The organism is Streptomyces kryoterrae (genome assembly GCF_054072135.1).
On record NZ_CM133358.1, the window covers coordinates 1797312 to 1819683 of the forward strand.

Below are 22372 nucleotides of genomic sequence, written 5' to 3' on the forward strand. Positions count from 1 at the left end.
CACGTCCTTAGAGGTTGGTGAGGTCGGCGGGGATGCGCGCCTCGGCGCCGTCGCGCAGGATCGTGCCCTCGATCAGGCCGTACGGACGGTCGGCGGCGAAGTAGACCTCATTGTCGTTCTTCAGCCCGAACGGCTTCAGGTCGACCAGGAAGTGATGCTTGTTGGGGAGGGCGAAACGCACCTCGTCGATCTCCTCGCGCTGCTCGATGATCCGCGCGCCCATCTGGAACAGGGTCTGCTGGAGCGAGAGCGAGTAGGTCTCCGCGAAGGCGGACAGCAGGTGCTTGCGGGTCTGCGCGTAGGACTCCTCCCAGTCGGGCATCTCCCGTGCCTCGTCGGACCAGTTGAAGCGCCAGCGCGCGGACACCTGGGTCGCCAGGATGCGGTCGTACGCCTCGGGCAGCGTCGTGTACTTGTCCTTGACGTAGCCCCAGAACTCGGAGTCGGTGGTGTTCATCACGACCAGGTCCTTGAGCCCGGAGACCACCTCCCACGACGAACCGTCGTACGTGATCTGGGTCAGCCGGGTCTCCTGGCCCTGCCGGGCGAAGGAGTGCTCGCCCTCGCCCGCCGCCTCGATCCGCTCCCAGGAGTACTCCTCGATCCGGATGCGCGCCCTCAGAATCGGCTCCTGGGTGGTCACGAAGTGCCGGGCCAGATGGATGCCGAACTGCTCGGCGGAGTCGATGCCGTGCTCCTTGGCGAAGGCGTACACCGTGTTCTTGGTGGTGTCCGTCGGCAGGACGTTCGCGTTCGAGCCGGAGAGGTGGACCTCGTCCATGTCGCCGGAGAGCGACACCGAGACGTTGAGATCCTTGATGTGGTGGGTGGCGCCGTCGCGGGTGACGCGCACGACGCGGTTCTCGGCCTTGCCGTACTGGTTCTGCCCGAGAAACACGGGGCGGCCCTTGCCTGCTGGATCGGTCATGGTGCTGCTAGCTCCCTCGGTATACGGAGTAGCCGAACGGGTTGAGCAGCAGCGGTACGTGGTAGTGCTCGCCCGGTACGACGGCGAACGTGATCGCCACCTCCGGGAAGAACGCTCCCGCCGCACCGCTGTCCCGGTTCGCGGGGGCGTCCTGCTGCGCATCGGCCTGTTTCTTCTCCAGGTACGGCTCGACCTCGAAATCGAGCCGGACGTGGGTCGTGCCCTCCGGCAGCGCCGGCAGGTCCTTGCACCGCCCGTCGGCGTCGGTCGCGCTGCCGCCGAGCGCCCGCCAGTCCGCTTCGCGCCCGCTGCGCGCGGCGAGCCGCACGGCGACACTCGCGGCGGGCCGGCCGACGCTGGTGTCCAGGATGTGCGTGGACACGGAGGCGACGAAGGCGGTGGGATCGATGGCGTCGGTGCTCATGTCTGTCACTGCTCTTCCTGTACGAGGTTGCGGAGCCGGATGCGGTTGATCTTCCCCAGTTCGGTGCGGACGATCTCCCGCTCCCGCTCCGGCGTGTTCCCGATCCGTTCCCGTACCGCGTCGCGCATCTGCTCGCCGGTCCGGCCGGTCGCGCAGATCAGGAAGACATGGCCGAACCGCTCCTGGTAGGCGAGGTTCAGTTCGAGCATCTCCGCCTTCAGCTCCTCGGAGGCGCCGGCCATACCGCGCTGTTCGCGGGCGGAGGTCGGGTCACCGGGCTTGGGGCGGCCGATCGGCGGGTGTCCGGCCATCGCCTCGGCGAGGTCGTCGGGGGTCAGGTCGGCCGTCGCGGTGTCGCTCGCCGTGTACAGGTCCTCGGCGGTGGCGTACGGGCGCTTCGCGAGCAGGTGCCGTCCCCAGGCCGTCGAGGCGCAGGCCTCGTGGAGGGCGGCCCGGGCCGCGGACTCCTCCAGGGCGTTGAACCGGGCGAGGCCGCCAGGGGTCGTACTCGACGTCACGGCAGACCTCCGTCGCCTTGTGCGTGCTGGGCGCGTGCGGACGGCACGCCGGGCTGGCTGCGCACAGCTAACGCCTTCCGCCGACGAGACGTCAACACTTTGTTGAAAATTCCGGGTAACAACGCCCGTCACCCCGAGTCCGTCAGGCCAGTCAGGCCTGCTTCTCGCGGTTCAGGTAGTTGTAGACCGTGAAGCGGCTGACCCCGAGGGCGCTCGCCACGGTCTCGACCCCGTGCCGCACGGAGAAGGCGCCGCGCGCCTCGAGTATCCGTACGGTCTCCTGCTTGGCCTTGCGGTCCAGTTCGGCCAGCGGCTTACCGTGTCCGCGTTCCAGGGCGGCCAGGATGTGATCGAGCGAGTCGGCGAGCTGTGGCAGGCGTACGGCGATCACGTCGGCGCCTTCCCAGACGAGCACGACGTCGTCGGGGCCGGCCTGGCCGGGCGCCACCATCTCGCCGCCCATGGCGTCGACCAGCGGTTTCACGGCCGCGACGAAAGCCTCGGTGACGGACCCGTCCCCGGCGCCGGTCACCGGCCGCCTTCCTCGTCGATCACGTTGACCTGGAGGGAGATCCGGGTCGCACCGGCCTCCAGGGTCCTGCGCAGCAGCGCGTCCAGGGCGGTGAGCACGGCGTCGGCGCGGCCCTCGGCGGTGTTGCCGAACGGGCCGACGTCCACCGCGTCCAGCTCGGCCGCCTCGATGACCTCGCGGGCGACCAGCGCGTGCGCGGGTGCCTCGTCGAGATCGAAGGGCTCGGTCGTGAACTCCACTCGCAGTCGCACTGTGCCCATTCTTCCGTCAGGTCGTGTCCCAGCCGCTCGGACACGACCCTAACGGACTCCCCTGCGACATTCAGCAGGGATGCGGGCCCATCCCGGAAGGCATGCACCCCGCACCCGAACTTGCCTACAGACGCAGGGAGTTCACCTTCAGGACAGGGTCGGGGGCGGTGTCACGCGCACCGCCGACACGCCGTCCGCGGATGAGGGACACGGCCAGCGCCGCCAGCGCGGCGAGCGTCGCGGCCCAGGCCGCCAGAGCGGGCAGCGGGGAAACCGCTCCGCCCGCCTGCCGTACGTAGGCGAGTGTCTCCGAGCCGACATGCCCGCCCACCAGATGGGCGGCGGCGAGCGCGCCCGACACGATCACGGCAGCGGCGGCCACGGCCGGCGACCGGCCGAACCACAGCGCCGCACCGGCCAGCAGGCACAGCGCGGAGACGCCGAGCGCGGCGGCCAGGCCATGCCTCGGCGCATCGACCCAGTCGAGCGGGAAGTGGGCCGCGGCGCAGAGCATGACGAGGACGGCGACAGCCCGGCGGAGCCACAGGACGTCACGTCTCCCGGCACGCGCCACGGCCGCCGCCTCCTGGACCCGCGGTGCGGTGTTCGCGATCGCGGGATCCGGGTCCCGCTCCCGGTCCTGGACGTCGCCGATGCCGCCGATCAGCTGCACGAGGTCCTCGACGGGCCTTCCGGTGGCGGCGGCCCGTACCGCCTGGGCCTCCGCGTGCGCGGAGTGCGGGGCCGCGTGCAGAAGCGCGACCAGGCGGCCGACCTCGGCCACCGGCCGCTGCTCGGCGGCTGTCCGGATCGCCTCGTCCATCCGGTCGACACCGTGCGCCGGCGGGCCCAGCAGTTCCACGAGGCGTGAGACGTCCTCGACGGAGCGCGCCACCGCCGCGACCCGCAGGACGGTCGCCGCGGTCGGCAGGCCGTCGGGGGACTGCTCCAGGAGGGTGACGAGCTGGACGACATCGTCCAGGGGTCTGGCGACGACCACGGTGCGCACCAGGTCGTTCGTGCGTATGCGGGTGACGGTACGGGTTTCGCCTGTTCCGGAGTTCTCCGGGCAGGCAGGGAATGGCTCGACGGCCATGTTTGCCTCACAACTTCAGTGCACTGACACACGGGAGACGTGCGCCCCGCTCATATGAACGTTGAACCCTGTGTAACCGCCCTCCTGCCACCCCGCCACTTGGGAGAGCCCTCTTGACAAGCTCCGAGACTCGGCGGCAGTCTTCCATCAAGTAGAAAGTTATTTCCACCATACGGAATAAGGGAGGCGCCGACGGCCATGGAATTCCCAGAGCAGCGCTTCAACGTCAACCTCTCGATCCTCTTCACGGAACTCCCGTTGCTGGAGCGCCCCGCGGCGGCCCGGGCCGCCGGTTTCACCGCGGTCGAGCTGTGGTGGCCCTGGCCCGACTCCCCCACCCCGGCACAGACAGAGCTTGACTCCCTGCGGACCGCGATCGAGGACGCCGGCGTCCGGCTCACCGGCCTTAACTTCTACGCCGGACAGCTGCCGGGCCCGGACCGGGGCGCCCTCTCGGTGCCCGGCCAGGAGTCGGAGCGGTTCCGCGCCAACATCGAGGTGGCCGCGGGTCTGGCCGGGTCGCTCGGCTGCGGCGCGCTCAACGCGCTGTACGGCAACCGCGTCGAGGGCGTGGACCCGGCGGAGCAGGACGCGCTGGCGCTGGAGAACCTGGGGCTCGCGGCCCGGGCCGCGAGCCGTATCGGCGCGATTCTCCTCGTCGAGGCGCTCAACAAGCCGGAGTCACCCCGGTATCCGCTGGTGAGCGCCCCGGCCGCCGTGGAGGTCGTCGACCGGGTCAACCTGGCGACCGGCCTCGACAACGCGCGCTTCCTGATGGACCTCTACCACCTGTCCATGAACGGCGAGGACCTCCCCTCGGTGATCGACCGGTTCGCCGCGAAGACGGGCCACGTCCAGATCGCCGACAACCCCGGCCGTGGCGCCCCCGGCACCGGCACGCTCCCGCTCGCGGACCACCTGGAGCGGCTGCGCAAGGCCGGTTACGAGGGCTGGGTGGGCCTGGAGTACAAGCCGGGCGACCGGCCGAGCGCCGAGGCGTTCGACTGGCTGCCGCGCGAAGCGCGCCGAACCCCCTGACATCACCCCCCTGCCGTCCCGAGCAGCACAGCAGCAGAGAGGCGCCCCGTCATGACCGATCTTCCCCAGGTCGCCTGGACAGGCCTCGGCATCATGGGCTCACCCATGTCCGAGAACCTCGTCAAGGCGGGTTACGACGTCACCGGCTTCACCCTGGAACAGGACAGGCTCGGCGGTGGCCGTCTTCGTGACCGGCCGGGCGATGGAGGCGATGCCGACGGCCTGGAAGTCCTCCTTATGGATCACCGCGGTGGGCGCCTGGCCGGTGATGCAGAGGACCGGGATCGAGTCGCCGGTCGCGGAGTACGGCCCCGTGATCATGTCGGTGCCGACCGGGCCCGAAGTGCCCACGCAGACACCGATGTTGCCGGGGTGGGTGCGCGTGCAGCCCTCCGCCACGCGCGAGGCGCCCTCAACATGGCGGGCGAGGGTGTGGCTGATCCCGCCGGCGGCCTTGAGCGCCGTGCAGAAGGGGTTGATCGCCGCGCCGGGAACACCGAACGCGTGCGTGACACCTTCTTGCTTGAGGATCTCGACTGCCGCGCGGGCGGCGGTCATACGAGCCATGGTGCAACTCCTCGGATTCGTACTCCCGTCGCGCCCCACGGAGAGAGAAAGTCTCCGTGCCATTTCTGTATTATGGAATTCATATTCCGTAATCTGGAAACAATGTAAGTGGGCTCGCGAAGGCCGTCAAGAGACGGACAAGCAGGGGTCGTGTGGAGCACGATGGGGCTCTGACCCCGACGTCACGTAGTGGAGTTGGCCATGGCCGAGAGCATGCCGGTGCGGTGTCCGGCCTGCCTGCGCGAGCATCTGTACGCGGCGCCGTCCTATCCGTGCGCGTGCGGTGCGCCGGTCAGACCGTCGCTCGATCCGCGGGAGGCGGCGACGGCCGTCACCCACCGCGTCTGGGACGAGCAGTGGATCACCGTGCGCTGCACGGCCTGTGGCCGCGGGGACCAGTGGCCGCACCCCGAACTGGGCTGCCCCTGCGGCACGGTGCTGCGCATTCCGGTCACCCGGCCGGTCCCGGACACCCGGCCGGCCGGGCCACGGACGAAGGACGCCCCGCCCCCGCCCGGCGCCCCGAAACTCCCCGGCGCCCTCCGCACCCCCCGCCCCTCCGCCCGCCCCCGGCGCGCCTTCCAGCCCGTCACCATCCGCACCGCACGCGACGCGGTCACCGCCGCCGCCCTCTATCTGCGCTGGCTCGGCTACCACGACATCCGCCGCGCCGACCAGCGGCCCCCGTCCGGCGTGGGGCTCGCCGCCCGCGGAGTCCTGGCGCAGGTCGACCCGACGGTGAGCCCGGCGTCGCTGCGGGACATCGAGTGCCTGTGGCTGACGGCCATGACGGAGTCCTCGGACTGCGTCTACTTCTCCCTCGCCGGATACGAGGACGAGGCCCGCGCCGGCGCCGAGACCCTCGGCGTCCCCCTGTTCGTCCTCGACCTCACCGGCACTCCGCAGCCGGTCAACACCCCGGCCGACGACCTCGACGCCAGCGGGGTCTGAGACCCCGGCAGCCCTGCCCCGGACTCCGCATACGCAGCCTCTGAACCCCGGCCGCCCGAGCCGCCGCCCTCCGTGCCCAGGCGAACCCCCCTCGGAGCCCGCGGAAGAATCCGCGCCACAGCAACCGAGACGCCCCTCGACCACCGACCCCGCCTCCGCCTCCGCAAGCCGTCACCACCGTTGCTGAGGTAGTGGTTGGGATTCCCAGAACCTGAACCCCGGCCGCCGAACCGCCGCCCTCACCGCTCCCCGGCGTACCTCTCCCGCAGTTCCACCTTCCGCACCTTCCCCGACACCGTCATCGGGAAGGCGTCCAGCACCTGCAACCGGCTCGGGATCTTGTAGTGGGCCAACCGCCCCTCGCAGAAGGCCCGCAGCTCGTCGAGGGTGAGTGGTTCGGTGGCCTCGTGCGGGATGACACAGGCGAGGACCTCCTCGCCGTACCGCTCGTGCGGCACTCCGACCACCTGGACGTCGGCGATCTTCGGATGGCCGTACAGGAACTCCTCGATCTCGCGCGGGTAGATGTTCTCCCCACCCCGGATGATCATGTCCTTGATGCGGCCGACGATCTCGACGTAGCCGTCCTCGCGCATCACCGCGAGGTCACCGGTGTGCATCCAGCGGCCGGCGTCCACCGTCTCTGCGGTCTTCTCGGGCTCCTGCCAGTAGCCGAGCATCACGCTGTAGCCGCGGGTACACAACTCCCCCGCACTGCCTCGCGGCTGGGTCACTCCGGTCGCCGGGTCGACGACCTTGACCTCGATGTGCGGCAGGACCCGGCCGACCGTGCCGGTGCGGTGTTCCAGGTCGTCGTCCCGGCGGGTCTGGAGGGACACCGGGGAGGTCTCCGTCATGCCGTAGCAGATGGACACCTCGGCCATGTGCATCTCGGCGACCACCCGTTTCATCACCTCGACCGGGCAGGGCGAGCCCGCCATGATGCCGGTGCGCAGGGACGACAGGTCGTACGTCGCGAAGTCGGGAAGGTTCAACTCCGCGATGAACATGGTCGGTACGCCGTACAGCGAGGTGCAGCGCTCCTCGGCCACCGCCCGCAGGGTCGCCGCCGGTTCGAAGGACGGCGCCGGGATCACGACGCACGCGCCGTGCGAGGTGGCCGCGAGGTTGCCCATCACCATGCCGAAGCAGTGGTAGAAGGGCACCGGGACGCACACCCGGTCCTGCTCGGTGTAGGCGATCAACTCCCCTACGAAATAACCGTTGTTGAGGATGTTGTGGTGGGAGAGCGTGGCCCCCTTGGGGAAGCCGGTCGTGCCAGAGGTGTACTGGATGTTGATCGGGTCGTCGCAGGACAGCTCCGGGAACGGCACCGGGGTGCCGCGCGCGATCAGCGCGTCCCAGCTCGGGTCCCCGATGAACACGGTCTCCCGCAACTGCGGGCATCTGCCTCGCACTTCCTCGACCATCGCCCGGTAGTCACTCGTCTTGTGACCGGCAGAGGCGAAGAGCAGCGAGATCCCGGCCTGGTTGAGGACGTACTCGATCTCATGGGTGCGGTAGGCCGGGTTGATGTTCACCATGACCGCGCCGATCCGCGCGGTGGCGTACTGGACCAGCACCCACTCGGGGCAGTTGATCGCCCAGATACCCACCCGGTCGCCCCCGGCGATCCCGCTCGCGATCAGCGCGTACGCCAACTCGTCGACATCCGCCGCGAATTGGGCGTACGTCCAGCGTCGGCCAGAGGGCACGTCGACCAGCACCTCACGGTCGGGCCACCTCGCGACGGCCCGGTCCAGGTTGACGCCGATCGTGTCCCCCAACAGTGGGGTGTCGCCGGTCCCGTGAGCGTAGGAAGTCACCGGAAGTCCTCCTCGCGGTACTCGTCCGTCGAGCCCGCCGCCGTCGCCTCGCGCAGTTCGATGCGGCGGATCTTGCCGGACACGGTCTTGGGGAGGTCGGCGAACTCCAGGCGGCGCAGGCGCTTGTAGGGGGCGAGGACCTCACGGCTGTGCTCGAACAGCACCTTCGCGGTGTCGGGTCCCGGCTCCCAGCCCGCCGCGAGCACGACGTACGCCTTCGGTACGGCCAGGCGCAGTTCGTCCGGCGCGGGGACCACGGCGGCCTCCGCCACCGCCTCGTGCTCCAGCAGCGCGCTCTCCAGCTCGAAGGGGGAGATCTTGTAGTCGGAGGCCTTGAAGACGTCGTCGGACCGGCCGACGTACGTGATGTAGCCGTCCTCGTCGCGCGATCCGATGTCCCCGGTGCGGTAGAAGCCGCCGGCCATCGCCTCCGCTGTCAGGTCGGCGTCGCCGTGGTAGCCGGTCATCACGCCGACCGGGCGGGTGGCGAGGTCGAGCGCGATCTCGCCCTCGGCCGCGCCCGGTTCGCCCGAGACCGGGTCGAGGAGGACGACCCGGTAACCGGGGCTCGGGCGGCCCATGGAGCCCGTCTTCAGCGGCTGGCCGGGGCTGTTGGAGACCTGGACGGCGGTCTCCGTCTGGCCGAAGCCGTCCCGGATCGTGACGCCCCAGAAGCGGCGCACCTGTTCGATGACCTCGGGGTTGAGCGGCTCACCGGCGGCCACGACCTCACGCGGCGGGGTGCGCAGCTGGGTCAGGTCGGCCTGGATGAGCATCCGCCAGACGGTCGGCGGGGCGCAGAAGGAGGTGACGCCCGCGCGGTCCATCTCCGCCATCAGCCGGGCGGGGTCGAAGCGCGTGTAGTTGTGGATGAAGACGGTCGCCTCGGCGATCCAGGGCGCGAAGAGGTTGGACCAGGCGTGCTTGGCCCAGCCGGGCGAGGAGATGTTCAGATGCACGTCGCCGGGCTTGAGGCCGATCCAGTACATGGTCGCCAGGTGCCCGATGGGGTAGGACGCGTGGGTGTGCTCGACGAGTTTGGGGCGGGCGGTCGTGCCCGAGGTGAAGTAGAGCATCAGGGGGTCGTCGGAGTGGGTCGGCCCGTCCGGCGTGAACTCCGCGGGGGCGTCGTGGGCGTCCTCGTACGGCTGCCAGCCCTCGGGGGCGCCGCCCACCGCGATCCGGGTGTAGCGGCCGGGCACCTCGTCGAACTTGCCGGTGTCCTCGGCGCGGACCAGGACGTGGGCGACCCGGCCGCGCTCCACCCGGTCGCGCAGGTCGGCGGGGCCGAGCAGCGGGGTGGCGGGGATGACAACGGCGCCGAGCTTCATCGCGGCGAGGGCCGTCTCCCACAGCTCGGTCTGGTTGCCGAGCATGACGAGGACGCGGTCCTCGGGGCGGATCCCGAGCCCGCGCAGCCAGTTGGCGACCCGGTTCGAGCGGGCGGACATCTCGGCGAAGGACACCCTGGCCTCCGAGCCGTCCTCCTCGACGATGTGCAGAGCGGTGCGGTCGTTCCCGTCCGCGATGACGTCGAACCAGTCCAGGGCCCAGTTGAAGCGCTCGGGGCGGGGCCAGCTGAAACCCTCGTACGCGGTGGCGTAGTCCTCGCGGTGGGCCAGCAGGAAGTCCCGCGCCTCGCGGAAGCGCTCGGTCACCGTCGTCATCAGTCCTCCTCGGTCCCGGACCATTGCCGGGCGACACTCTGACATCGTGTAATCCGTGATGCAGGTCTCACTACCCCCGAACGGGGGTGAGTGCGACCTACACCGGCGAACACACCACGAGCGGGCCGCGACGAAGGGGCGAAGACGTGGCAGCAGACACGGCGGAGGCGGCGGAGGTGCAGCGGGCGCTGGCCCGGCTGCGGCGGGTGACCGGGCTGCCGGTCGCCTTCGGCGGGCTGGTCGAATCCGGGCGCCGGCACATGCGCATCAGCGAACTCAGCGGCACCTCCACCCAGGCGCTGCGCGCGCTCGCGGTGACCGCCGGCAACGGCCTGGGCGGCAGGGCGGTGACCCTGGCCCGCCCGTGCGCGGTGACCGACTACTCCGTCTCCCGGGTGATCAGCCACGAGTACGACATCCCGGTCGCCGCCGAGGGCCTGCGCTCCGTGGTGGCGGTCCCGGTCGTCGTGGCGCGCCGGGTGCGGGGAGTGCTGTACGGCGCCCTGCGCAGCGCCCAGCCCCTGGGTGACCGCACGATCGGCGCGGCGGTCGAGGCAGCCCGGGACGTGGAGCAGGCGCTCGTCGTACGGGACCGGGCGCGGGAGCTGCTGGCGGCGGCGCGGCCGGAGCCCGCCGGCACCGGGGGGCGTGGTGACGGAGCGTGGGAGCAGGTGCGGGAGGCGCACGCGGCGTTGCGCGCGCTGGCCCCGCGGATCACCGATCCGGAGCTGCGGGGCGCGCTGCTCGACGCGTGCGGCCTGCTGGCCGCCGGGCGGCCCGAGGGCGAGGTCGCACTGGCACCGCGTGAGCTGGACGTCCTGGCGTGTGTCGCCTCGGGGGCGTCCAACGCGGTCACCGCGGAGCGGCTGGGGCTGCGTCCGGAGACGGTGAAGGGCTATCTGCGCTCGGCGATGCGCAGGCTGGGCGCCCACTCGCGCGGGGAGGCGGTCGTGGCGGCGCGGCGGGCGGGGCTGCTGCCCTGAGGATCCGTTGCCCCCGAGGGAAATTCGTCGTCACGCTCCGCACACGCATACCGTGTATTCATTCACATGTGACTTGAATTTTCCGATGCCTCAACCGTCCTGTTATTTGCCTCACCCGGCCGCCGGTCCGAAATTCAAAGATCTGTTGCCTAATATTGGGGCCCACACGACACAGGAGGGGAGCGGTGACCGTGCGACGGGACTTCCAGGAGCCTGGCCGATGCCGCCCCGACCTGCTCATAGGCCGGGACGAAGCGCTCGTCTCGGCGCGCGAGCAGCTTTCGCGCGGCGGCAGCGTACTCCTGCACGGAACGGCCGGAATAGGAAAGTCCACCGTCCTTAGGACATTGGCCGCGGAATACGGCGAATCGGCACGGACCGTGTTGCGCTGCTCGGCCACCGAGTCCGAATCGCATCTCCCCTTCCTCGCACTCGCCGATCTTCTGGGGCTCGCCCTCGACGAGGTGTCAGCCCAGTTGCCCGTCGCCCAGCGTGTCGCCCTGGAGTCGGCACTCACCGGCCGTGGCGAGTCCACGCTCCAGCGTGACGGGCTCGCACTGCGGCTGGCCGTGCTGTCCGCGCTGCGCGCGCTGGCCGCCAAGGGCCCCGTCCTCGTCGTCGCCGACGACCTGCAGTGGCTGGACACCGCGAGCACCGAACTCCTCGGTTTCGCCGCCCGCCGCCTGGGCGACGACCCCGTACGGATGCTGTTCGCGGGGCGGACGGACGGACAGGAGTACGACCGCTATCTACGCGCGTCCACGCCGGACACCCTGGCGGTCCGGGTGAACCCGCTGACCCGCCCCCAGGTGGAGGCCCTCCTCCAGCACCGGGGTTACGACCTCCCGCGCTCGACCGTGCGGGAGATCCACCGCATCAGCGCCGGCAACCCGCTGTACGCCCTCGAACTGGGCCGGGCCCTGGCCGAGAACCCCACTCCCCCGCGCCCGGGCGAGCCGCTGCCGGTGCCGACCTCACTGCGCGCGCTGGTCCTCAGCCGCCTGGAGATGCTGTCGGACGACGCCCGCCGCACCCTCCTCGTGGTGAGCGCCGGCGCCCGTCCCACCCTGGCCCTGCTGCACGCGGCCGGCCGGGAGAACGCCGAGGCGGAGACCGCCCAGGCCGCGGCCCTCGGGCTGCTGGCGACCGAGCCCGAGGGTCCGGCCGTACGGTTCGCGCATCCCCTCGTCTCGGCCGCGCTGTACGCGGAGGCGAGCGCCCAGGAGCGCCGCGCCGCGCACGCCGCGCTGTCCACGGCCGCCTCCGACCTCATCGAGCGGGCCCGGCACCTCGCCCTGGCCGCCGAGGGCACGGATCCCGAGGTGGCCGCGCGGCTCGCCGAGGCCGCCGCCCTGGCCCGGGACCGCGGGGCGCCCTCGGTGGCCTCCTCGCTCGGGCTGCTCGCCGCCCGGTACGCCCCCGCCGACGGCGCGCCGAACCCTGACGAGCACCGGCTGCGGGCCGCCGAGGACGCGATCACCGCCGGTGAGCTGGATCTCGCGCGGGACGTCGCCCGGCAGGTGCTCGCCCGGAGCACGGTGCCCGCGGAACGGGTGCGGGCCTGGATCATCGTGATCGACACGGCGGGCCATGCCATGACGGAGGTCGACGCCGTCTTCCCGCAGGCACTGGCCGACGCGGGCGACGACCCGCAGCTGCTCGCCCTGATCCACTACCAACTGGCCTGGCGGGCGCTGCTCGTGGAGGGCGACTTCGCCGAGGGCCGCGAGGAGGCCGCACGCGCGGCGGAGCTCGCCGAGCGGGGCGGCGACCGGCACATGGAGCTGATGTCGCTCTCCTTCCAGGCCCACACCGAGACCCTGATGGGCCACCCGGACGCGCCCGCGACCATCAAGCGCGCCCTGAAGGAGCCCCAGGACCCGAAGGTGACCGTCCATCACAACGGCATCGGCTCGGCCCGGTTCCGCTGGCTGATCATGAGCGACCAGTTGCCCGAGGCGCGGGCCACCATCACCACCCTGCTGCGCGAGGTGCGCCGGCGCGGATCGGTCGAGAGCGAGGTGCACTTCCTGCGCGGCCTCGCCGAGACCGAACTGCGCTGCGGGCACTGCGGCCGGGCCCTCGACCTGGCCCGGGAGAGCCTGCGGCTGGCCCGGGACACCGGTATCGGCGAGGTCGCCTCCGCGATGCTCGCCGCGCTGGCGGAGGCGTCCGGCGGTGACGTGGACCGGGCGCTCGCGCTGGCCCGGGAGTCGGTCGAGCACGCCGAGGAGAACGGCGACCTGATGTACCTGTCCCGGGCCCAAGCGGCCCTGGGATACGCCCGGTTGGTGGCCGGGGACGCGCCGGGCGCGGTGCAGTCGCTGCGCCGGGCAAGGGAGTTGGAGCACGATCTCGGCGTCGACGACCCGGCGCGCGGACGCTGGCAGGGCGACCTCGCGGAGGCACTGGTCCGCGTGGGCGAGCTGGACGAGGCGCAGGAGGTCATCGACGTGTCGCGCGCCCACGCGCTGCGGCTGGGGCGCGAGAGCGTGCTCGCGGTGCTCGACCGCTCGGAGGCTCTGGTACGCGCGGCACGCGGTGAACGCGAGGCGGCTCTGGCCCAGTTGACGTCCGCGCAGGACCGACTCGCCAAGCTGGGCTACGGACTTGAGGAGGCACGGGCCGCCCTCACCCTGGCGGAGCTGCGCACCGGACCGCCGGGGCCCGGAGCCACTCCCGCCCCTACGTCGTACGACGAGGCGGCCCGCCTGTTCAGACGTTGCCGCGCGCTGCCCTGGCTGCGCAGGGTGGACGCGGCCACCGTGCCCAGTCCCGCGCCGCAGCCGCTCGTTCAGCAGCCGCAGGCGGTCGCCGCGCTCGACGGGCTCGCCGCGATGGAACGTCAGGTCGCGGCGCTCGTCATGGAGGGCGCGACCAACCGCGAGATCGCCGGACGCCTGTTCATCAGCGTCAAGACGGTCGAGGCGACACTCACCCGGGTGTACCGGAAACTGGGTATCCGGTCTCGGGTGGACATTGTCAGGCTGGCGGCGGGACGCCACCCCAAGTAACGCCCGCATACCCGCCGTACGGCCGTGCACCTGTGCGCGATCCATCCTTGCGCTCTCACCGTACCGTGCCGTCGACCCCGTACGACCGAGGGTTTTCCCTCCCCCGAATCCCCTAGGGGGTTCCCTCATTGGGAGAGTCCTTATCCGGCTCCTACCTTGTGGATGTGCCGCTCGCCGGGCACACGGAGCAGCACCACCGCCCCGTGCAGAAACCCCCCACACACACCCGCGCGTCCCCCCACCGGCAATCCCCACAAGAGGAGAACCCATGTTCGGGCTCGCCCGTGCCAAGAAGGCCGCCGCTGTCCTGGTGGCCACCGCTGCCGCCGCATCGACCGCACTCATCGCCGCCCCCGCCGTCGCCGCGCCCCAGCCGATCGTGGGCGGTTCCACGACCACCGCGGCGACGTACCCGTACGTCATGCAGATCACGGACGCCTCGCAGAACCAGTTCTGCGGTGGCACCCTCGTCTCCGCCACCAAGGTCGTGACCGCGGCCCACTGTATGGTCGGCGAGACGACGAGCAGCGTCCGGGTCGTCGGCGGCCGTACCTACCTCAACGGCACCAACGGCACCGTCAGCAAGGTCACCAAGATCTGGATCCACCCGAGCTACACCGACGCCACCAACGGCGACGACGTGGCCGTGCTGACCCTCGCGACCTCGATGCCGTACACCACGGCGTCCTACGTCACCTCGTCCCAGACCGGCGTCTACGCGGCCGGCACCACAGCCCGCATCATCGGCTGGGGCACCACCTCCGAGAACGGCAGCTCCTCCAACCAGCTGCGCACGGCGACGGTCCCGACCGTCTCCAACTCCAGCTGCTCCAGCTCGTACGGCTCCAGCTACATCGCGAGCGACATGGTCTGCGCCGGATACACCTCCGGCGGCGTTGACACCTGCCAGGGCGACAGCGGCGGCCCGCTGATGATCGGCGGCGTCCTGGCAGGTATTACTTCCTGGGGAGAGGGCTGTGCCGAGGCCGGCTACCCCGGGGTCTACACCCGGCTGACCACCTTCTCGAGCCTGGTGGCGACGCAGGTCGCGTCGTAACCACCGATCAGGTAGTCACCACGGGCCCCTGCGGCGGCAAGGGCCCGGCCACCACAGTCTCCTGAGCACCCCTCAGGTGAATGCCAGGGGGCGTTGCGGACCGGCCACGAGCGGTCCGCAACGCCCCCTATCCACGTTCCCGCTCCCGCTCCCGCTCCCGTACGACGGTGCCGAACCGGATGTCGTACGCCGTTCCCTCGTGCAGCGTGGCGAGCATCCGCTCACCCTCCTCGACCACCGCCGCCCGCCGGCCCCTTGTGAGTTCACCGAAGGGCTCGACGGTGAGCGTGCGGTCCACAAGGCTCCACAGTCCCGCGAGGAAGCCGTCGACGAGGAGGACGCGGTGCGCCTGATTGCCCGTCCAGGTACGGCCCTTGAGGTCGGCGGGGACGACGCGGGTGCGGTCGGCGTGCGAGAGGAGCAGGTTGTCGAACTCGGGCAGGAAGCGCGGCGGTGCCGGGGTGTCCGGGTCGGGACGGGGAGCGTCGGGGAGGTCGAAGAGCTCGGTGCCGTGCTCGTCCCGGAAGGTGAGCAGCCGCGGACGGAGTCGTTCGAAGGCGTCGCGCAGCCGGGTCAGACCGGCCCAGGTCTGCATGTCCTTCACGGAGGCGGGGCCGAAGGCGGCGAGGTAGCGGAGCACGGTCGTGTCCAGCAGCGAGGCCGGGTCCGGTTCGGCCGCTCGGCCGAGCCAGTGTTCGGCGGTGGTGAGGACGACCTGGCCGCTGCGGTCCCACAGACCGCGCGGGGTGACCTGGACGAGCGGGAGCCGGCAGCGGGCGGCGACGGACAGGGACTGCGGGTCGGCGTCCGGCCACTCGACGAGGAGCGCCTCGCGCAGTTGCTTCATCGTGCGCGGTTCGGCCTCGACGAGATCACGCGCGAGGGCGGTGAGCCGGTCGAGGTCGACGCCCACAAGTCCCTTGCGGAAGTAGGTGAGTTCGCGGTCGCGGGCGGGCTGGACGAGCGGGCGCAGGGTGAGGCAGTCGTCGGCGGTGTGGGTGTGGATGGTCGAGCGCATGGTGACGATGCGGACGGCCTCCCGGTCGGCCATGAGCCGGGACAGCTCCCCGGGGACGAAGCCGTCGAGGCGGGCGGCAAGGGCGTAGTACGGCGGCTTCACGTTCTGCGCCTGGAGACCGAGGAGGTGCGTGAGAGCGTCCTTGACGGACATCGACGACCGGGTGAGGAGCAGTTGGCGGGCGAGAGTGGCTCGGTTGAGGGCGCGGGGGCCGAGGACGGGGGCGGCGGCGGTGGGCGCGGGCCCTCCTGTCGCGGCCGGCCCCGGGCTCGTCGTCGGGGCGGCCCCCGAAGCCGTCTTCGCCGAGGCCGTCGTCGCCGTGTTCTGCTTCGCCGTGTTCTGCATGTGCCGCACGCTAGCCCCCCTTGCGGACAGTTTCGGTCCGCGATTCCTGCCGGGCCCGGCCTGGAGGCTGCTCGGGCCCGGGGTGGGTGCCGTTTGCCCCGTACATCCTGCGCCGCTCTTCATCCGGTCGCATCTCAACGCGTGCTCGGGGGTGGAAGCACAACTCGACCTTGCGCTTCTTCGCCCAGCGCCGGACGGCAGGGCCGGGGCCCTTGTGAGCGGACGGATTGTCCATGATCACGTAGATCGGTACGCCGTCCAGTCGGTCGATGCGGATCGATTTCGGCGCGGTCGGCACCTTTCCTTCCGCACTCGCGGCCGGAGAACCGTCGACGCCGGACACGTATACGACAGTCGCGCATACAACATCACCGACGCGGAGGGGAGCCGCACTGCGGCACCTGACCGACGCTGGGGCTCCGAGCGGTGGAGACCACCCTGAAACCTCAGAAACATCCAATGCCACTGAACCAAATTCGCCCCCAGGAATCACACGACAGTTCGCGACGTCCCGAACATTTCCATACCCCGCCCCTCCCAACTACAGTAATTCCAGCACGCCCACTTTAAGGGGTGAGGATGGATCCGATCGTTTTAGCGGCAGGTACGGCCCTCATAGGTGCGATGGCTACCGACGGGTGGCAACAGGCGCGCACAGCGGTGGTGGCGTTGTGGCAGCGGGTTCGTCCTGAAGAGGCAGATGCCGTGGGAAGTGAACTGGAATCGGTTCGCGCCCAAGTGATGGCTGCTCTTGACCGTGCCGATCAGGGCACCGTACGAGCTCTGGCTGGCGTGTGGCACCTGCGACTTCAGCAGCTGGTCGGCGATTCTCCTGCCTTGGCGAGCGCAGTACAGCAGCTACTTGAGGAGTATCTCGTGCCGACCTTGCCCTCGGACGAGCGGGACCGGACGCGATCGGTGCTGTTGAAGGCAGAAGCTCATGACAATTCCCGGGTCTTCATGGCCGCGCGTGATCAACACATCACGGGGTCGTGATCATGTGGCCCGATAGGTCCGATCCTCCACGGGTGCACCTGGAGGGCCACGCTCACAACGAATCCCGAATATACCTGGCCGCCGGGGACATCAATTACCACGCCTCGCCCCTGCCACCCCCGCCTGCCGTGAGGACACTCCCATCCGACGTAGCCGAATTCGTGGGCCGTGAACTGGAACTGACGCAACTCATCGAAGAAAACGAGCGGGGCCGGGTCCTGGCAGTCCACGCAGTTGACGGCATGGCAGGAGTAGGCAAGACCGCCCTCGTGACCAAGGCCGCTCACCTGTTGGCGGATCGATTTCCCGATGGGCAGATTTTTGTCCAGTTGCATGCTCATTCGCCGAGCCAACAACCGGTCGACCCATCCGAGATCCTCGTCGGCCTTCTCATGAACAGTGGGGTCCCCCCGCAGTTCATCCCTGCCACGCTGGATGCCCGGGCTGCCATGTGGCGCGACCGCCTCGCGGACAAGAGAGTCCTGCTGATATTGGACGACGCAGCGAGCAGGAGCCAGATCGAGCCCCTGCTTCCATCATCCAAGGATGCCCGGGTACTCATCACCAGCCGATTCCTGCTCGCCATCCCGGGTGCGAAGCTGCTCGCCCTGGGGATCCTCTCGCCCGAGCAGGCGGTCCACCTTTTCCTTCGCATTTCCCGGCGCTCCCTCGCTGGCCCTGAGGCTGATGCGGTCGGCGAGATCGTCCAGCAGTGCGGCTACCTGCCCCTGGCCATCACGCTACTTGCCGCGCGACTGGCGCACCGCCAGGCGTGCAGCGTCTCTCAGTTCGCAGCCGAATTCGCAGAATTCGTGGAGGCCCAGGATCGGCTCGGGGCATTCGAAGCGGAGGAGGCACCCGTAGCCACGGCTTTCGCTCTCTCCTACCGAGATTTGAATGCCGATCAGAAGCGCCTCTTCTGTCGCCTCGGCCTACACCCGGGATCTGACATCGACGCCTATGCCACAGCAGCCCTTGACAACATCCCTCTTCTCTCAGCCCGTCGGCATCTGAGCGCTCTGCATGCCCACTGCCTACTCGACGAGCCCGCAGCCGGCCGCTACCGCATGCACGATCTCGTGCGTGAGTACGCACGCAATCTCGCGGCTCAGGGTCCTGTCGAGGACCGCCGCAGCGCCACCGACCGGCTACTGGACTACTTCTTCGAAGCAGCCCAAGCCGCCAATCGCCATCTCGTCAGCCGTTCTCGCGCCGGCACGCGGGCCATCAGCACCTGCCCACGCGCAGTACCGGCTCTGGCCACCCGGAACGATGCCCTGACGTGGCTGCGGACCGAACGTCCCAACCTCATCGCTTGCATCAACCACGCCGGTGTCAGCGGTCGTCATGCGCACCTGGTCCGTCTGGCCGGTGCAGTGGCCGCCTTCCTGTATCAGGAGGGGCCCTGGCAAGAGGCTGCCGTCCTCCACCGCGCCGCCGCCGTGGCCGCCCGTCACACAGCGGACCTACTCGGGGAGGCCGACGCCCTCTTCGACTTCGCCGCCGCACAGCAGCTGACCGGTGACTACGCCTCAGCCGCCGAGGCTCTGGAATCGGCTCTCACGCTCTACCACGCCCGGTCCCGCCTGGGCGAGGCCGACACCCTGAGTGCGCTCGGCACCGTTCGACGTCTGACACGAGACCATGAAGAGTCGCAGCAACTGCAGGAAAAAGCACTGGCGATTTACCGGGCTTACAGCGACCCTCACGGGGAGGCTGACGCACTTCACGAGCTTGGCCGCCTGCTCTTCCAGGCCGGAAACCATCGCGCGATGGCAGATCTGCTCACTGAGGCGCGGGAGATCTACCACCGCGTCGGCGACCACCACGGCCAGGCCAGGACCCTCCACGGCCTGGGGGCGGCCGAGTACCAGAATGGGAACTACGCCGCAGCAAGCACGCTATTTCAGCAAGCTCTGAAAGTCTCACGTGCTTACGGATTCCGTCTCATCGAAGCCAACACACTCTTCGACCTGAGCCATGTGCGGTACCGGGCAGGCGACCCACCAGGAGCGATCACACTCATGAAGCAGGCGGCGGAGCAGTATCGGGGCCTCGGCTTCTCTCTCGGCGAGGCCAATTCCGCATACGACTTGGGCACTTTGCACAGCTTCACCGATAATCTCCTGACGGCAATCTCCCTCCTGCAAAGCGCGGTACAATTTTACCATAGAATTGGGTCCCGTATCGTCGAATGCAACGCCTTGTACGACTTGGGTCGACTGCAGTATCGAATCGGTGACTACGCCGGAACAGTCGCCGCTTCAGGGGAAGCAATTACGCGACACAAGGAAATCGGCCACACCAAATGGGAGAGAGAGGTGCACAGCGCCATGGGGACGTTGCTTGCGCAGCCCGCCGGTCCACACAAAGCATGCGCCCTGTATGAGCGGGCCGTTCAAGCCTTCGCACGAATCTCCGAGTCGCCGGAAAGCGGCGCAAACGGCTGAGCAGAAATTCGGCCAGGTTTTCCTCCGTCGTGCCGTCTTCCTGTGCGGCCCGCCACCCGCTGCCGAACGGCCCGGTGGAGCCCGCAGCCACTCGATCAGTGAGCGTTTTCAGCGGTGCCGCTCCAGGGTGAGGACGGCGGCTGCGATTGACGACATTCGGTTCGGGCTGCACCGAGCTTTGCGGAAGATGCGCCAGGACTTCAACCGTGCGACGCCTCGCTCGACCGGTGCGCGTGCCGCCGACAGTGCGCGGTTGACGGTTTGCTGGGTGGGTGTGAGATCGCGGCCGGGTGGGCGCCTGCGTGGTGTGGTCACCCATGGGCCGGCTCCGATGTAGGCGCGGTCGGCGAGGATCGGGATGCCCTGGCGTTCGCAGATTCGGATGATCCGGTGAGTGCGGGCCGCGGTCAGGTCGTGCGCGCGGCCGGGCAGTGCGGGCGAGATCCACAGCAGTCGTCCGGCTGAATCGGTCACCACCTGCACGTTCACGCCGTGACGTCGGTGTTTTTGGGAGAAGTCGGCCCGACTGTCGCCTACCCGGTCGCACTCCGTGAGGGTGCCGTCCAGCAGGACGTAGTCGGGGTCGGCTTCGCGCAGGCTTCGCAGAAGCCCGGGTGCGCGGTCGGCGAGCAGGTCGATGACGGCTGTCGTGTAGGAGTGGGCGGTGCCGACGGAGATGCCGAAGCCGGCCGCGAGTTGGGCGAGGGTGTCGTGCTTGCGTAGGTACACCAGGCCGACGAGGGCACGTTGGTGCGGTGGGAGCTTGCAACGTCGGTCACCCTCACGGGTGACGATGATCATGGTGACCCACTCGACCAGGGCATGAGGCAGGTCGAATGCGGCAGGATAGGCAACCAACAAGGCTCCTGCGCCGATGAGTTGAGACGTCGAACACCTCCCTCAACGGCATAGGGGCCTTGTCCGTTGCGGACGTCGACGTCGTCACCCGATCAGTGGCCACTCTGAAAGAGCTCAGTACTCGCGTTCCTCAGACAGAGGCTTCTCGTCGGCGTCGAGGCAGTCCAGGGCCTCCAAATCTCGGCACCTTCGACAACCACCTGCTGGTCTACTACGAGGACGGCCTGCCGTACGCCATGCACCCGGAAACCCTGAAGACGTACGGTAGTTACGACTGCACGGCGGCGTCGACGTACTCTGCACCGCCCCCTGCAAGACCGACCCGGCCACGGGCGACTTGCTCTTCTTCGCCGCGACCGGCCCGATCATCACCTGGTACCCGGCGGACGTGAAGGCCGGGCAGGTCGTCGACAGCCACGCCTTCGGCATCAAGGTGCCCGTGCCCATGCACGACTTCGCGGTCACCGAGAACCACGCGATCTTCTTCGTCACCCCGGCCCAGTTTCGGCTGGACCACATCATGCGGGGCAGGCCGGGTGTCGGCTGGGACGAGGAGTCGTTCCCCCACGGTGTGCAGTTCGTCCTCATGAACCGCAGCACCAGCAAGGTCGTCTGGCACCACGTCGACGCACCGCATCACCGGGCTGGGCACCCCTCCGATCAGCTCGACACTCCGGTCAACATCCCAGGAGATGCTCAGCGGCCTCGTCGGCGAGTTCCCGCGGATCAACGACGCTATTCGGCTGGAACACCGCTACGGCTACTTCGTCACCACCTGCTCCCTCGCCGCCGACACCATGAGTGACGGGCTGGCCAAGCACGACTTCCTGCACGACACCACCAGGGTCGTGGAGGGCCCCGCAGCGCAGGCCAACCCCGGCGAACCACGGCGTCGCGCGGTGCGCCCACATCCTTGATCACACTGATCACCCGCGTTCCCGACCGAGCGGGCAGGGCGCGTTCACCACCGCCGCCTGTTCCGGGTCGGCGTTCGGTCGCGATCAGGTCACCGACACGGAGAGTGAAAGGCCGATCGCGTCGCTACAGAGGCCGTCCAGAGGCGCGCGTGAAAAACTGGGTATGAGGCTTGTCCGGACCGGACGAGAGGCGGAGAACGTAGTGGACTGGGGACGGTTCGCCCAGCAGATGGCGTCGATGGCGCGGGATCTCCTGGCGCAGGAGTCGGTCAACGCCACCCTCCAGCGGATCACCAAGTCGGCGACCGAGCTGGTGGAGGGCTGCGACGCGGCCGGCATCCTGGTGCTGCGGGGCACCAAGGTGGAGACCCTCGCCCCGACCGACCAGCTGGTCATCGACAGCGATCAGCTGCAGGAGCGGCTGGCTGAAGGGCCTTGCTTCGATGTGGCCCGCACCTCCCGGGGAGAGCGGGTCTTCCGCATCGCGGACGTCACCGCCGAGCAGACGCGCTGGCCCGCCTACGCCCCGCAGGCCCACGCGCTCGGTGTGGGCAGTGTGATGGGCTTCCTGCTGTTCACCGACGACGAGGACCTTGGCGCGCTGAACCTCTACTCCCGTAGACCCGGTGCCTTCACCGAGGCCAGCGAGCTGGCCGGGTGGCTGCTGGCCTCGCATGCGGCGGTCGCCTTCTCCAGCGCCCGCACCCAGGCCCAGATGGAACGGGCCGTCGCCACCCGCCATGTCATCGGAGAGGCGATGGGCATCCTCATGGGCCGCCACCACATCACGGAGGAGCAGGCCTTCGACGTGCTGCGCCGCTACTCGCAGCAGAACAACACCAAGCTCCGTGAGGTCGCCCGGCGGGTCTGCGAACATGGCAGCCTGCCGTGACCCAAGGGGCGGGCGGCTCCCCCGGCACCATGTCCGAACCAGAG

At 69.6% G+C, this 22372-nt stretch carries 20 protein-coding genes and 3 pseudogenes; 11 read left to right on the forward strand and 12 right to left on the reverse strand.

Annotated elements, in window-relative coordinates:
- Positions 1 to 7: 7 nt before the first annotated feature.
- From pucL to ACW4TU_RS07480, 6 genes are all read right to left on the reverse strand, one after another.
- Positions 8 to 928 (reverse strand): factor-independent urate hydroxylase, encoded by a 921-nt coding sequence (pucL, locus tag ACW4TU_RS07455; protein ID WP_457425860.1) that lies wholly within the window; start codon positions 926 to 928, stop codon positions 8 to 10.
- 7 nt (positions 929 to 935) lie between these two features.
- Complete coding sequence (uraH, locus tag ACW4TU_RS07460; protein WP_457425862.1) at positions 936 to 1352, reverse strand: hydroxyisourate hydrolase; 417 nt, start codon at positions 1350 to 1352, stop codon at positions 936 to 938.
- A gap of 5 nt (positions 1353 to 1357) precedes the next feature.
- The gene (gene uraD / locus ACW4TU_RS07465) at positions 1358 to 1870 is read right to left on the reverse strand and encodes a 2-oxo-4-hydroxy-4-carboxy-5-ureidoimidazoline decarboxylase (RefSeq protein WP_457425864.1); all 513 of its coding nucleotides are present in this window, start codon (positions 1868 to 1870) and stop codon (positions 1358 to 1360) included.
- Positions 1871 to 2021: 151 nt separating this feature from the next.
- The gene (locus ACW4TU_RS07470; protein WP_457425866.1) at positions 2022 to 2402 is read right to left on the reverse strand and encodes a helix-turn-helix domain-containing protein; all 381 of its coding nucleotides are present in this window, start codon (positions 2400 to 2402) and stop codon (positions 2022 to 2024) included.
- Entirely contained in the window at positions 2399 to 2653 is a 255-nt protein-coding gene (locus ACW4TU_RS07475; protein WP_457425868.1) for a YkoF family thiamine-binding protein, read from the reverse strand. Before ACW4TU_RS07475 ends, ACW4TU_RS07470 begins: the two co-directional genes overlap by 4 nt.
- A gap of 124 nt (positions 2654 to 2777) precedes the next feature.
- On the reverse strand, positions 2778 to 3749 hold the full coding sequence (locus ACW4TU_RS07480) for a hypothetical protein (protein ID WP_457425870.1): 972 nt from the start codon (positions 3747 to 3749) through the stop codon (positions 2778 to 2780).
- A gap of 198 nt (positions 3750 to 3947) precedes the next feature.
- Between ACW4TU_RS07480 and ACW4TU_RS07485 the strand changes: the two genes are divergently transcribed.
- Together ACW4TU_RS07485 and ACW4TU_RS07490 are read left to right on the forward strand one after the other, a co-directional pair.
- Positions 3948 to 4787 carry a TIM barrel protein gene (locus ACW4TU_RS07485; RefSeq protein WP_457425872.1) on the forward strand — a complete coding sequence of 280 codons (840 nt, stop codon included), beginning with the start codon at positions 3948 to 3950 and terminating at the stop codon, positions 4785 to 4787.
- A gap of 51 nt (positions 4788 to 4838) precedes the next feature.
- Positions 4839 to 4958 (forward strand): annotated as a pseudogene (locus ACW4TU_RS07490) (NAD(P)-binding domain-containing protein); the annotation flags it as partial.
- Between the two features lie 6 nt (positions 4959 to 4964).
- Here ACW4TU_RS07490 and ACW4TU_RS07495 read toward each other — a convergent pair.
- Positions 4965 to 5354 (reverse strand): annotated as a pseudogene (locus tag ACW4TU_RS07495) (thiamine pyrophosphate-binding protein); the annotation flags it as partial.
- Between the two features lie 201 nt (positions 5355 to 5555).
- Between ACW4TU_RS07495 and ACW4TU_RS07500 the strand changes: the two are divergent.
- Positions 5556 to 6305, forward strand: coding sequence for a hypothetical protein (locus ACW4TU_RS07500; RefSeq protein ID WP_457425874.1), 750 nt, complete (start codon positions 5556 to 5558; stop codon positions 6303 to 6305).
- Between the two features lie 239 nt (positions 6306 to 6544).
- Here ACW4TU_RS07500 and ACW4TU_RS07505 read toward each other — a convergent pair whose 3' ends face one another.
- Both ACW4TU_RS07505 and ACW4TU_RS07510 read right to left on the reverse strand, forming a co-directional pair.
- On the reverse strand, positions 6545 to 8131 hold the full coding sequence (locus ACW4TU_RS07505; RefSeq protein WP_457425876.1) for an AMP-binding protein: 1587 nt from the start codon (positions 8129 to 8131) through the stop codon (positions 6545 to 6547).
- Positions 8128 to 9798, reverse strand: a complete 1671-nt coding sequence (locus ACW4TU_RS07510) for an AMP-binding protein (protein WP_457425878.1) — start codon at positions 9796 to 9798, stop codon at positions 8128 to 8130. The genes ACW4TU_RS07505 and ACW4TU_RS07510 overlap by 4 nt, the downstream gene beginning before the upstream one ends.
- Before the next feature lie 146 nt (positions 9799 to 9944).
- Here ACW4TU_RS07510 and ACW4TU_RS07515 point away from each other — a divergent pair, with 146 nt between their 5' ends.
- The 3 genes from ACW4TU_RS07515 to ACW4TU_RS07525 all read left to right on the forward strand — a co-directional run bounded on the left by ACW4TU_RS07515 (position 9945) and on the right by ACW4TU_RS07525 (position 14852).
- The gene (locus ACW4TU_RS07515; RefSeq protein WP_457425880.1) at positions 9945 to 10781 is read left to right on the forward strand and encodes a response regulator transcription factor; all 837 of its coding nucleotides are present in this window, start codon (positions 9945 to 9947) and stop codon (positions 10779 to 10781) included.
- Positions 10782 to 10966: 185 nt separating this feature from the next.
- Positions 10967 to 13795 carry a helix-turn-helix transcriptional regulator gene (locus tag ACW4TU_RS07520; protein ID WP_457425882.1) on the forward strand — a complete coding sequence of 943 codons (2829 nt, stop codon included), beginning with the start codon at positions 10967 to 10969 and terminating at the stop codon, positions 13793 to 13795.
- A gap of 268 nt (positions 13796 to 14063) precedes the next feature.
- Entirely contained in the window at positions 14064 to 14852 is a 789-nt protein-coding gene (locus ACW4TU_RS07525; protein ID WP_457425884.1) for a S1 family peptidase, read from the forward strand.
- A gap of 127 nt (positions 14853 to 14979) precedes the next feature.
- On the opposite strand, the gene ACW4TU_RS07530 is transcribed toward ACW4TU_RS07525, so the two are convergent.
- Positions 14980 to 16215 carry a winged helix DNA-binding domain-containing protein gene (locus tag ACW4TU_RS07530; RefSeq protein ID WP_457425886.1) on the reverse strand — a complete coding sequence of 412 codons (1236 nt, stop codon included), beginning with the start codon at positions 16213 to 16215 and terminating at the stop codon, positions 14980 to 14982.
- 10 nt (positions 16216 to 16225) lie between these two features.
- Entirely contained in the window at positions 16226 to 16558 is a 333-nt protein-coding gene (locus ACW4TU_RS07535) for a hypothetical protein (RefSeq protein ID WP_457425888.1), read from the reverse strand.
- Positions 16559 to 16794: 236 nt separating this feature from the next.
- Here ACW4TU_RS07535 and ACW4TU_RS07540 point away from each other — a divergent pair, with 236 nt between their 5' ends.
- Both ACW4TU_RS07540 and ACW4TU_RS07545 read left to right on the forward strand, forming a co-directional pair.
- Complete coding sequence (locus ACW4TU_RS07540; protein WP_457425890.1) at positions 16795 to 17211, forward strand: hypothetical protein; 417 nt, start codon at positions 16795 to 16797, stop codon at positions 17209 to 17211.
- A 161-nt stretch (positions 17212 to 17372) separates the two neighbouring features.
- Complete coding sequence (locus ACW4TU_RS07545; RefSeq protein WP_457425891.1) at positions 17373 to 19661, forward strand: ATP-binding protein; 2289 nt, start codon at positions 17373 to 17375, stop codon at positions 19659 to 19661.
- 108 nt (positions 19662 to 19769) lie between these two features.
- Here the strand turns inward: ACW4TU_RS07545 and ACW4TU_RS07550 are convergent, their stop codons facing one another.
- Positions 19770 to 20519: a transposase gene (locus tag ACW4TU_RS07550; RefSeq protein WP_457425893.1), complete on the reverse strand. Its 750-nt coding sequence runs from the start codon at positions 20517 to 20519 to the stop codon at positions 19770 to 19772.
- A gap of 337 nt (positions 20520 to 20856) precedes the next feature.
- Here ACW4TU_RS07550 and ACW4TU_RS07555 point away from each other — a divergent pair.
- The 3 genes and pseudogenes from ACW4TU_RS07555 to ACW4TU_RS07565 all read left to right on the forward strand — a co-directional run.
- A pseudogene (locus ACW4TU_RS07555) lies at positions 20857 to 21084 on the forward strand (carotenoid oxygenase family protein); the annotation flags it as partial.
- A gap of 127 nt (positions 21085 to 21211) precedes the next feature.
- Positions 21212 to 21436, forward strand: coding sequence for a hypothetical protein (locus ACW4TU_RS07560; protein ID WP_457430763.1), 225 nt, complete (start codon positions 21212 to 21214; stop codon positions 21434 to 21436).
- A 202-nt stretch (positions 21437 to 21638) separates the two neighbouring features.
- Positions 21639 to 22328, forward strand: coding sequence for a GAF and ANTAR domain-containing protein (locus tag ACW4TU_RS07565; protein WP_457425895.1), 690 nt, complete (start codon positions 21639 to 21641; stop codon positions 22326 to 22328).
- Positions 22329 to 22372: the final 44 nt, after the last annotated feature.